The organism is Methylacidiphilum kamchatkense Kam1 (genome assembly GCF_007475525.1).
Lineage (GTDB): Bacteria > Verrucomicrobiota > Verrucomicrobiia > Methylacidiphilales > Methylacidiphilaceae > Methylacidiphilum > Methylacidiphilum kamchatkense.
This window is the reverse complement of record NZ_CP037899.1, coordinates 258,806-271,153: the sequence shown is the minus strand read 5'-3', so window position 1 is coordinate 271,153 and position 12,348 is coordinate 258,806. Positions and strand designations below refer to the sequence as shown.

Here is a 12,348-nt window from a genome sequence, read left to right as displayed (position 1 = left end):
TCATCCAAAAAAGCTGTACCGAGTACTAACAATTTTCTTTTTTGCAAATCCCATGCACTCTGCTTTTTAATGCTTAACAAACCAGAAAGAGCCCCCCTTTGGCTTTAAACTATGCAGCTTAGGATTTATCCACAGCGGGTCCAAAATCTTTAAAAGCTCCTGATGCTGACTCACATAAAAGCTTGGAAAAAGAATTCTGTATTTTTCGGATGCAACCAAAAGGATCGATCCAAGCACGTACTGCTCGGAATAAAATCTGTTCTGCCAGTGTGGTGGATAATCAAAAGGCAGAAAAATATCGTGAAGATGAATGATCACTCCAGCCTTTAATATAGGCAAGATCTCCAGAAAGAAAATAGTTGCGTCGGATCCCTGCAGAATCCGATGAGTCCCATCAACAAAAAGGATATCCCCCGCTTCCAACTGCTCAAAAATGTCTAAAGGCACTTCATGAAGAGGCTTTCGGAAAAGCTGCTGGCATAATGTATCCACTTTAACCCTAGGGTTAGGATCGATTGAAACCAGTTTCGTCAGCGGTGAATACCGCGCTTTAGCCGCATAAGCCCATCGGGTAGTAAAACCCGAACCTATTTCTAAAAACAGAGCGGGTTTTGTGGTGGCGATTATGCCAAAAAGAGCTATCGCATCCAAAGGTGGGAAAGAACTGTTTTCCCAGCATGGATCTAATTCAGAACCATTGTCATGAAGGGGAAAGGAAAGCATATCGTCGGCATACTGAACCCAGTCCGTTAAAAGAGAGCGGTAATGATCTTCAGATCTTTTAATTATTGAATAAAGGATCGGATGTACAGGCTTGTCGTACCCCCACCTTGGATTTGGTGAAAATCCATAAGGATACCAATCTTCAATTTCTATAAGAGAACCGCTAATAAGAATTCTTTGCTGAGAATCAATCGGCCGCTCTTCCTCCGGAGAGCCAATTCTTCCTTCCAACTGGCCAAACAACAGATAATGCGACAGAGGATTAATGGCCGCCTCAGCAACATCCTTATACTTGTCAAGATAAAACGCTGGATCAAACCGAGGATGTGGTTTGCGACCTTCTTTCCACCCATAGCAGATAAAATGATAGAGCGGATTGATTTTGGACTCCGCCACATCCGGATTTTGCTGAAGATAATATTCAACGTCAAAAAAAGGGTTCGGATTGCGTTTTTCAGTTGCACCGTACAAAACAAAATGAGTCAGTGGATCCACTCCAGAGAGGCGAACATCCGGGTATTGTTGGAGATAATAAGCGGGATCGAATAGAGCGGATTTTGCAATTTCTTTGCCAACAACTATCCAAGAAGCTGTAGAAAGCTGTGAGCTGTCTTTCTTTGAAAAAATCGATCGGAATCCAAAAGATTGCTTGCCCAATTCAAAAGACTGATGTGCTTGAACCCACAGCCTACCATAAGCCAAAGAAGCAAAGGCAGCAGCTTGCTGTTGAAACTTCATCCACTCAGTCTGCTCGTGGACTTTACTAATCAAAGACTGAATCCATTTTTCGGCATCCATTTGCTGTGGCTCAGCCATATTCTCAATCCAATTTTTTGGCCTATAAAGGATAGAAACGTTTTTTTTTTCGTTTAATCAAAACTTATTCTTTGTTTTCCTTTCCCCAAGCCTTTATATCCCAAGGAGTAGTCCCAAGCCGATAAAAAGGAGCTGAATCACTCAGGTTGGGGTTATAAAACAGATCGGATGGAAATTTTTCTTTCCATTTTTTTTCGAACAGTTCTCTTTCCTCCTCCCATTCCCGCTGTTTGTCGACCGATTCTCGTCCAACGGAAACTGAACAATAATGAATTAGCTCAGCAAAAGGCGTCCACACCGTCCAGTATCCTCTTTCTTTTAACCGCAAACAAAGATCCAAGTCGTTCCAATTGTAGGCAAATTCTTCATCAAACCCTTTGATCCATTCGAATAATTCTCTGCGCATCAACGCACAGGCTGTAATCACACCAGTTAGGTTTTGGCAGAGTTTTGCCAAACCTAGATAACCAGACAATTCTCGGCTCATGCCATGGAACCTTCGGTAATCTTTCCAAAGGATCATTCCATCGCTCTGTATAGTCAGATTTGGATAATAAAGTTTTGCTCCAACAATTCCCACTTCTTTCCTAAAAGCATGTCCAGCCATCTCTTCTATCCAATCTGGACTAATAACTTCCACGTCATCGTTCAGGAACGCTAAAAGCTCGCCACTTGCTTCTTTGGCAGCCCAATTGTTGATCGCTGCATAATTAAAAGACTGATCATACCACAACAACCGGAGTTGCTTTAGGTTACAATACTTGGATAAAAAAGCATTTTGTTCTTGATCCAAAGAACCGTATCCGTTTATCACAAGTAAGATTTCAAAGTTCCGATAAGTGGACTTCGAAAGGATGCTCTCGATGCACCTGTGCACATAAGGCAAAGGAAGCCGTGTCGGGATGATAATGCTAACCAAAGGAGATAATGGACCGATGGAATACCGAAGATGCCAGCCTTCTTCTGTTTTTTTGATTGTTACTTCATCCTTTCCCCTGCGACGACAATCGGCTTCTAACACCAATCGCTGCGTATCTTCTCTGTCATTCTGACCAGCCGCTTGCTTTGAGTCACGGCGATGGAAAAGAATGCGAGGAACATGAACTACTCTGTCTTTGTCGCAGTCAAAACTTCCAATTCTTAGAGCTAGATCCCACTCTTCTTGACCATCCAGTAAAGGCGCTATGCTCAGCCGGTCTAAAACTGTTTGCTTATTGTAAATCGCTGCCTGTCCAATGTAATTATTAGAACGAAGAAGCTCTGGATTCCAGCCAGGCTTAAAAATAGGATCCGATCGGTTGCCAGACTCATCCATCGAATCTTCATCAGAAAAAGCCATTAATAGATCAGGATACCGATTAATTGTTACAACAAACACAAACAAAGCTTCTTTACTAAGCTGGACCGAAGGGTCTATCAACACTACATACTCTCCCTGAGCAAAGGTTAAAACCCAATTCAAGGCTTCGAGTTTTGTAGAGGTTTTTTTAAGAAAATGAAGCTTTTGTTTGGCTCCAGGCCAACGGTTTTCAAAAGATTGAACAGAAAAGACTGATCCAGCGCCATAGGGACAAAGCCAGAGTTCCCAATGCGAATAAAACTGAGAAAAACAGGTCGAAAGCAGGCGGCAAACATCTTCCTCATTCCATCGTTGATCATAAAAAACAAGGATCGAAAAAAAAGGATGCACAGCAAACTGGGTATCCTGTCAAATCTTTGCTAAATAATCCTCCTCTTTAAATTTTGCTTCTTCTAAAAGCCACCGGGCATACTGCTCTTCTTTTTCTTTTCGATTGAACCCTCTTGCAGAAAATGTCTTCAAAGAATAAATTGTTCCATCCAAAAACTCCGCCTCAAGGCTGTATCTTTGTTCCTCTTCGGTTAATGGCAAAAAAAGGAAAAACCCACAGCCAAGATCCTCAAGCTTGGGGTAATCTTTTTTAACATCCGGTCGGATTCTACTTTCGGCTCGAATCTGCTGCTGAGACGACTTTAACCATACCGCCTGGGCAGCTTTTCCACGCTGGTCAAAACACCACCCACTAATCTCAATCCAATATCCATCCGTAACGATCCGATCGGCTATCGGCTGGTCAATACCAAAACGAGCTTGGCTGTCTGCCTCTTGTATAAGTCCACTCCACTTCGCCTGAAAAGAAAAGAGCACTTCTTTGCTACCACTACGATGCAAGGCCAGTAGTTCTATTTTTTCAAATTCAAGGGATAATGGAATCCTTGCTCTAAACCCACACCATAAATCCACAAGAAAAGAGTAAGTCTTCTTGACGTCTTCCCTCCTCACTGGTTCCACTGGGTAACATACCCCTTCTTTTTCTATCCAAATCGATTGGGCCGTCTGTCCGGAAGAATCAAAAAACCATCCGTCAATTTCAAGAACAGGGCTGTTTATAATCAACCGGTCCATTGGCTTAGGAAAATCCAAGCAAAAATGGCTCTTCTGTGGCTCATCCGAATGAGGCATGGCATTGGGTTTTTCCGTAGCCTTTGCTTTTTCAAAAAAAGTAGGTTTGATGGATCGATCAATCCTTAGTCCTTTTAAAAAGGAAAACCATGCTTTAAACACAAGAGCTCCCCTTTATAGATTTTTCATAGATACAGCTCTAATCTACTGTTTTCCCCATAAACGGCTTCTCTAACAAACTCTTTCCTATTCCTGCTTAGATTATTTTAGCTCCGCTAACCGCAAAGCAAACTCACAAATTTCCTTACAGGCAATCCGAGGATCAATGTGAGAAATGACATGACCCCATTTATACCGCCTGACTTTTTCCGCCTGCGCTCCTAGATCGAATACAGCTAAAGGAACTCCCATTGCCATCAACTCTTCAGTAACATACGAAAAGGTTTCTGGCCAAATCGAGGGCAAGAAACAAAGATTTACCATGGAAGATTCAATCAAAGATACTAATTCTTCTTTCCTATAGGGACCATACACATGCAGTTTTTTTTCTAGCTCCGGATCACCCACCGTTCCTATAACCACTAGCTTTATCGGCCACTTTTCAAGCTGAATCGTTTGAATCATCTCTCCAATCAGTTCTTTACCTTTAGCCTTCGTATCGATGTGTCCTACAATGCCCACAATCACTTCCTCATTTGGCTGTGGAGCCCTTAGCTTTGCTTTGCGAAATGACCCAATCGAATGGGGTTTGAGAATAATCTGGTTTTTCTCTAAAGTTGGATAGGCTTTGAAGAGCAGGGAAAGCGAGGATTCAGAAAAACAGAGAATTTCATCAGCATGTTCCAAAAAATCTTGCCATTTTTCCCTCCATAAATCGATATTCAGATTTTTAGGATAAGTTTCATCTTTATCAATAGCCACAAGACAACGCCTGCATTCTTCAATTGTCGGGATGCCACAGAACTGGTCTTTATCGTTCAAAAGATTGTAAGAAGGACAAATACAGAAGTAATCATGAATAGGAACGATAATCTTGATTGCCTTCTGTTTTTTTAGCTGCAAACACCACTCAAGGATCGATAAAGGCTCAGGGAATGAAACCAATGCATTAGGAATAATTTCTAGACCATCAAAATCCTCACACAGGGCCCCTATATGAGAAAAAAAAGAATCTGGGCAGCTACAGCTTAATAAGAGCTGATTTTCCCAACCTGAAATCCGTACATAATAGCCTTTTTTAAAAAAATTATAATAGAAAAGAAAAATTAACTGATTTTCTTTTTCTAACTGATGGATCCATTGTTGACGATAAAAATTTGCTCCACCTCCCAAAACATGATCGATGAACAGGAAAAGCGAACCTTTTTTCTTATCTTTCCAACTTAGAGCTAACGCAGCAATCCTCTTTTCAAACTCCTCCGTCACCCAATACCCCTGCCAGTCCTCTGGCTTATGAACCAGATAATGAAGAAAAGCATTTGTCCTTACTGTTTCTGGATGTGTTTCTTCATACAACTGAACATCAAACAGCGGATGCGGATTGCGCCTTTCCTTCCACCCATACTTCACAAAATGAACCAAAGGATTTAGCCCCTCCGCTTCTAGCTGTGGACACTGCCCTAAATAATAACCTAGATCAAACAGCGGATGCGGGTTCCTCTTCTCTCGCCATCCCCGCTCTAAAAAATGCACCAACGGATTGATCCCTTCCTGCGCTACTTCGGGATTCTGCTCCAAATAATAACTCGAATCAAAAAGTATGTGCGGACTCTTTCCTCCTTCCCATCCTCCTTTCAGATAATAAACCAAAGGATTTAGCCCCTCCGCTTCTAGCTGTGGACACTGCCCTAAATAATAATTCAGATCAAACAGCGGATGCGGATTCCTCTTCTCTCGCCATCCCCATTCTAAAAAATGCACCAACGGATTAATCCCTTCCTTTTCCAACTGCTCGTTCTCTCTCAAATAATAATCCGTATCAAACAGCGGATGCGGATTGCGCCTTTCCTTCCACCCATACTTCACAAAATGAACCAAAGGATTTAGCCCCTCCGCTTCTAGCTGTGGACACTGCCCTAAATAATAACCTAGATCAAACAGCGGATGCGGGTTCCTCTTCTCTCGCCATCCCCGCTCTAAAAAATGCACTAACGGATTGATCCCTTCCTGCGCTACTTCGGGATTCTGCTCCAAATAATAACTCGAATCAAAAAGTATGTGCGGACTCTTTCCTCCTTCCCATCCTCCTTTCAGATAATAAACTAAAGGATTTAGCCCCTCCGCTTCTAGCTGTGGACACTGCCCTAAATAATAATTCAGATCAAACAGCGGATGCGGATTCCTCTTCTCTCGCCATCCCCATTCTAAAAAATGCACCAACGGATTAATCCCTTCCTTTTCCAATTGCTCGTTCTCTCTCAAATAATAATCCGTATCAAACAGCGGATGCGGATTGCGCCTTTCCTTCCACCCATACTGGAGAAAATGAAGAAGGGGATCTTTCCTATCTTTACGCACATCAAGATAAATGCTCCAGTAATAACCAAAATCAAACATCCCTTGTTCAAGAACAAATCGTGCCTGATCCACAATCGGATCTTGTGGTTGCGGTTTCTTTTTTGATCCAAAAAAAATCAGCTGTTTTTGTTCTTCCAACTGCTTGGGATATAGTTTTGTCGCCTGTTTTGCGATATATTCTGACAGTCCATCAACTACTTGTTGTATGTGTGTTTGTTGGGTATAGAGCTTGCTAAGTTTTGTTTCTAAAACTTTTTTCTCCCTGGTTATCCCTTCTACGAGCTTTTCGTATTGGTCCACAAAACCAAAGAGCTCATTCAAGGAAAAACTCCCTCTAGAAAGCTTCTCAATCTTTGCCTTGGCTTCTTCTTCCTGCCCTCCATACGCCAAATCCTCAAATGCTTCCCATACCGTATACAAAAAATTAAACCCACTCAGCTGATCCCTTAGCCGCTCCTCCGAATAACACGCATGCCTCAGAGCCGGATCCAAAAACTCTTCCTTTATCCTCTCCACAACCCCAGGCTCTACCCTTAAACCCAGCCTTCTAGCCACCCGCTCTAACTCCACCCCCGGTTGACTCATCAACTGGTCATAACTCACCACAACTTTCAAAAACGGTGCATACCATCCCCATGGCAAAAGATAATGAGAGAGCCATAAACAAAACGATTTTGCCTGCGAAAACCCATTCCGCCTAAACAACGATTCCGCTACCGATAACGGATCCCGCAGAGACAGTACGTAACTAGGACTGACTCCAAGCTCCTGAAAAACACTATGCCAAAATTCCAACAGCCGAATCATCCTCGAGTCTTTCATCCCAAAACTATCCCCACAGCTCAACTTCCCTCTGAAACTCTCTATCGCCCTCTCCCAAAGCCGCCTCACCTCCGGCCTGAATACATCCACCCTAGGATGCTGACAACTGTCCCAACGCAGCCCACTGGCCTGAAGCAATAACTCGTTGATCGCTAGGAGTTCCTTGTCTTCCCAAAAACCCCTCGGATTATCCGGCCTGGCCTCAAGCAGCTCTTCGCCTAATTCCACCCCTAAATAACTCAAAGCCCGCATCAATGCACTGCTGCCTGAACGATGCATCCCAATGACTATTACTAAATTTGGCATTTCTATAATTACTCAGGTTGAAACACAAAAATATCTTGGAAAAAAATTCCAGGGATTTCCTTCCAATTTCCAGGATAATAAGCCAACTGCCTCAGTCCCGCTTCTTCCATAAGCTCTTTTAAGCCCTGCTCGTCAACCCCAATCGCTTCTTCTGGAATTTTGACCCATTGAGGACATCTCCAATGTTCAGAACCATAGGCAGGGTCTCCAAAAACCCATTTACCCTGCTCAGTCCTATGAAACCTTCCCTGTTCTCCAAAAGAACGACGAAGAAGAGACTCTTTATAAATCTGATCTAAAAAAAAGAATGTAATGATTGCTCGGCCTTGGGATTTAAGCACCCTCCGAATCTCTTTAAAATAAAACCTGGCTTCTTCTTCCCTGAGATGAGTCCATACAGACAAAGCAGTTACTAAATCAAATTGATGCGATTCGATAGGCCATGGCCTAAGGTTTGAATTCTGATCAGGTGCATATAAAGAATTGGATAAATCAAAATGAATAAACTTAAACTGCCCGTGAGGATAATGACTTAGACAAAACTGGATGTCAGCCTTGGAAACGTCAAGTCCTACGTAATAGCCGCCATCTTGGATATAAGGTTCAGAAGCCATTGCCAAAAGTCCTGTTCCGCAACCCACATCCAGTATTTTGTTAGCCATCTTCTTTTCCAGATTAAAATAAATCAAGGTTTGGAATATGCCAATGACATGAGCCCATTCCCCATAAGAATATTTCCCGCCCCTCCGGTTCTTTTCTGAAGGAATAAGACAAATATTTTTTGTTCTTCGGACATGGTTTTTATCCAACTGAATGTAAAAGGGATCAATCTGAGCATAGGAAAAAGAATTTAAAAGCTCATTTTTTTCTTGATCCTGTAGGTTCTGAAGCATTGGGATAATTGTTTTGCTTCTCTTCCAACCTTCCTCAAACTCTGGTTCATACAAAACAATTCCACTAAGCAGTTCTAGAACCTTGGGATCAGGTAATCTTCGTTCATCTTTGGCCAAAAGAAACCAGCTCTGTCTAGGATGATACCATTTCAGCCGACGAATGAACAGCCCAGCAGACTGAGCAATAGAATGGATCGTTTCAGGCTTATAACGCACTATTTCTGGATAAATCCAACCCGATCCTTTAAAATCTTCCTCTCCTTCCATAAAGGTGCATACAATCAGTCCATCATCCTTTAAAGAACGCTTAAAGTTGTTCAGCGCTAGAATAATCAGATCGCTTCCCGTATGAGAAAAGATCGATTGGGCAAGAATAAAATCAAAGTCAATACCAAACACCTCAGCACAAAACCGCTCATTATGATCAAACACAGGTTTTTTTAGCCTGATTGTATCCAGTCCCAACTGATGTTTTATGGCTTCTTCGATTAACCACCGGTTTGGTTCGATCCCAAAATACCTTCCTTTCTGCAAGTATTGGATGAAAAACCTGCCCGCCCTCAAAGCCCCGCAGCCAAAATCAAGAAGGAAATGATAGGAACGCAGTCCCAAAGACCATAGCAAAGAAAATTGGGTTGCGCCCATAAAGTCGAATTGACTGGAAGGACCTACAAAAGCATGGGAAAAAGCTTCAACCGATTCTAAGTTGCCGATCGGAAAATCTGGATGAGGACTTCTTTTTTCTTTCCATCCATGTTCAATAAAATGGATCAGTGGATTGACTCCTGCTTGTTTAACATCCGGGTTTTGCTGAAGATAATAGTTTAAGTCAAAAGCAGGATGAGGATTGCGGCCTTCCTTCCATCCCTGCTCTAAAAAGTGGATAAGAGGATTAACTTCCAACTGGGCAACTTCAGGATTTTTTTCCAAGTAAAAACGAACATCGAATAACGGGTGGGGATTGTGATAGGCTCGACAACCTTCTTTTATAAAATGGACTAGAGGATTCAACTCTTCTTTCTCTACTTCTGGGCATTCTTCTAAATAGTACCGGCTATCAAATAGCGGATGGGGGTTCCGTTTTTCTTTTGCGCCATAAAGAAGAAAATGGAGCAAGGGATTTATCTGTTCATTGGCAATATCTGCATTATTCCTAAGATAATAGTCCGTGTCAAAAAGCGGATGCGGGTTTCTTCTTTCCTTCCATCCCCATTCCACAAAGTGCACTAAAGGATGTTGCCCATTAAGTCTAACATCTGGATAAGATCGAAGGTAATAATCAGGATCAAAAAGAGAAGAATCCACAATAAGCTCCATTTCCCTACGATCCACGGTTATCCCTCTTGGTTTTTTTGTTTAAGATAACAAAAAGATCCCTGCTTTGCTGAGTACAGCCCTTCGTTTGTCTTTCCCACACATAGAATAATTGCTCTAATTTTTTCGCTCAAGATAAAAGAGATAGCTACTTCTTGTTTTTACTTAAACAAGAAGATTTCCAGAACTAGTCCACTAAATCCTTAGAAGAATTATCCTTACTTCTAATAAATTCTTACCAAAAGTTCTGCTTAAAACCAATGGATTATTAGGAAACCGTCAAGGATACTTCAACCAAAATTCCTCGCCTTAAAAACTAAAACTCTTTACTATTGCTGCCATGGAAAGGCGCTAACCACCGGCCCGTTTGTCGAACTTAACACCGCCGTGTAAACACTTGGGAAAAATGGCGAAACCGGTGATGCCACATACACCGCTGCACTGATTGGCCCACTAGCATGCACAATCGTATTGCCATCCGTCACAAATGGCCCATTTACGAATATCGATGGTGCTGATAAAAACACCCCCTGGAAGTTTGGCCCAGCAACCGCCGTATACCCATTGTCAATCGAAGCATTCACCGTCATGACTCCTCCAGCCTTTAACGCTACCCCTCCCGGAAACACAAACGCAGACAACCCTAAAATATCACGGCTCAAGTCATGATGGGCAGCAATTCCAGGATTTACCGTCAGATTGCCAGTAGCATTGACGAGCAGATTCCCCCCAGCATTGGGCACCGCATTCGTTAAACCTTTGGCAGGAAGAGATACTGAATTAACAAACGTACTGGTATCTCCTGAATTAATCACCGCATTCCCATTCACATGCAGATTAATAATCTGCGGAGCATTCCCATCGGCATTGATCGTAATCGCAGTGGAACCAAATGGCCCATTAGCAATGGTAAAGCCGTTAAGAAGCGGATTGGTTGAACTGACCACGTTCCGTACGTTTCCTGTTATATCTAAAAGAACTCTACTAGCCGTCAATACCCCAGAACCCGTCAGATTGCCCACATCATAAGAGGCATTGACTGCCGTTACGTTAGCATTCATAACGAAATTTCCACCACTCAGCCTTGTAGCAAACTCAGCGGATGCCACCCCCTTAGGATCAGCTATATTTACAACCCCATTTAAATATACGGAACCAGTCCTACTTGCGATATCCAAAAGTGATCCTGCACTCACTCCATGAGCATCGGTAATATTAATCGTTCCAGTATTCGAAATACTCCCCAAAGGATATGGCCCTAAATTATTCACATTAGAAGCAAGCAGTATAACATTGTTAAACCCACTAATCGTCCCCATGTTGTTAATCCCCCCTCCTATCCCATTGCCCGGAAGTCCAAGCACTCCTGCGTTTAAGGTCACATTAAAGTTACCAGTACTAGTTATACCTGTTATAGTCGCCCCTGGATTATTGGTAATGCTCCACCAACTGAAATATACAAATTACCTCCAGGGGCCAAAATAGTCCCATTATTCACCAGCGACCCTGTATCCGCTCCACCAGTTAGAGAAGAAGCTGTAAACCCAAGAGTCCCATTATTGGTTAACACTCCCGATGCGAGATTAGAACTATTCCCTGTCCCCCATTGTGTATTTGTTCCACCAGGAAGTATGAGATTCCCACTTGTCGTGATACTCCCGGAAGACTCAACGAAATCCCCAATTACAAAACTAAAAGTACCACTGCTCGGTCCACTAATCGTAATCGACCCACTGCTTTCAGCAATCGGACTTTGCCCTAATAATGCAGTTCCATCAAAAGAAGTAAAGGAATATCCTGAAAGCACAAAAAAATTGTTAACATAACTTATAGACCCAGGATGCGCAATCCCAACATTCACCTGAGGCGCTGCTACAAGAATGGAAGCCCCCGAACTAATAGATGCCCCAGACTGAATATTAACAAAAGAACCCGTCGTTGTTGACCCCACACTCACCGTCCCAGCAAAAGTTGAAGCTGTACTAGAAAAATCATACCCCAAAAGCCCAATACCTCCTGGTGCAATTATGCTTGCATGCGGACCAACAATAATCCCACTGCCATTAGCCACAAAGACCGGGGTGAGAACAGCAGCATTTAATGTCCCCAGGATTTGGGAAGGATTCCCAGTAACATCCACATTTAAAACCGGAGAAGGTGTAAGTGTCGTAGTAATTATATTTAAAGTGGCACTAGAACCAATATTAAAACCAGGCACACTTCCACCTTGTGGTAGATTATTTAAAGTACCATTTCCCCATAAGATAGCCGTATTCCCACTAACTGTTAAAGTACCACCTGTATAACTTGTCACTGAGCCAGCCACAACATTCCCATTTCCCGGCAATGCAGTTGATGGAATCGTTGGAATTATCGCCCAACCCTTCTGCCCCAGGCTTAACCATAGGCCTGCAGCTAAAATTAAAACCACCTTATAGAGTTTTTTTAAGAACTTTCTATTCACTGTAGTTTTCCTCTTACTTGTCTAAGGACTCTTATAGGGTTGTCTATTCTTCTTTTTTATCTGTCAATAAA

7 protein-coding genes are annotated in these 12,348 nt (G+C 42.5%); all 7 read right to left on the bottom strand.

The window, feature by feature from the left end; translation table 11 throughout:
- Positions 1–66 precede the first annotated feature (66 nt).
- The 7 genes from kam1_RS01245 to kam1_RS01215 all read right to left on the bottom strand — a co-directional run bounded on the left by kam1_RS01245 (position 67) and on the right by kam1_RS01215 (position 12,277).
- Positions 67–1,539 (bottom strand): class I SAM-dependent methyltransferase, encoded by a 1,473-nt coding sequence (locus tag kam1_RS01245; RefSeq protein WP_143958191.1) that lies wholly within the window; start codon positions 1,537–1,539, stop codon positions 67–69.
- A gap of 64 nt (positions 1,540–1,603) precedes the next feature.
- Positions 1,604–3,229: a glycosyltransferase family 2 protein gene (locus kam1_RS01240; protein WP_143958190.1), complete on the bottom strand. Its 1,626-nt coding sequence runs from the start codon at positions 3,227–3,229 to the stop codon at positions 1,604–1,606.
- Positions 3,230–3,247: 18 nt separating this feature from the next.
- Positions 3,248–4,123 carry a hypothetical protein gene (locus kam1_RS01235; RefSeq protein WP_143958189.1) on the bottom strand — a complete coding sequence of 292 codons (876 nt, stop codon included), beginning with the start codon at positions 4,121–4,123 and terminating at the stop codon, positions 3,248–3,250.
- Between the two features lie 99 nt (positions 4,124–4,222).
- Positions 4,223–7,606, bottom strand: a complete 3,384-nt coding sequence (locus kam1_RS01230) for a glycosyltransferase (RefSeq protein ID WP_143958188.1) — start codon at positions 7,604–7,606, stop codon at positions 4,223–4,225.
- Positions 7,607–7,614: 8 nt separating this feature from the next.
- Positions 7,615–9,831: a methyltransferase gene (locus kam1_RS01225; RefSeq protein ID WP_143958187.1), complete on the bottom strand. Its 2,217-nt coding sequence runs from the start codon at positions 9,829–9,831 to the stop codon at positions 7,615–7,617.
- Positions 9,832–10,142: 311 nt separating this feature from the next.
- Positions 10,143–11,195, bottom strand: coding sequence for an autotransporter outer membrane beta-barrel domain-containing protein (locus kam1_RS01220; protein ID WP_143958186.1), 1,053 nt, complete (start codon positions 11,193–11,195; stop codon positions 10,143–10,145).
- A gap of 29 nt (positions 11,196–11,224) precedes the next feature.
- Positions 11,225–12,277 carry a hypothetical protein gene (locus tag kam1_RS01215; protein WP_143958185.1) on the bottom strand — a complete coding sequence of 351 codons (1,053 nt, stop codon included), beginning with the start codon at positions 12,275–12,277 and terminating at the stop codon, positions 11,225–11,227.
- Positions 12,278–12,348 lie beyond the last annotated feature (71 nt).

Excerpts from the sequence above, each read along its gene's own strand:
- kam1_RS01245 (WP_143958191.1), bottom strand. The coding sequence starts at position 1,539 with ATGGCTGAGCCACAGCAAATGGATGCCGAAAAATGGATTCAGTCTTTG.
- kam1_RS01230 (WP_143958188.1), bottom strand. The coding sequence starts at position 7,606 with ATGCCAAATTTAGTAATAGTCATTGGGATGCATCGTTCAGGCAGCAGT.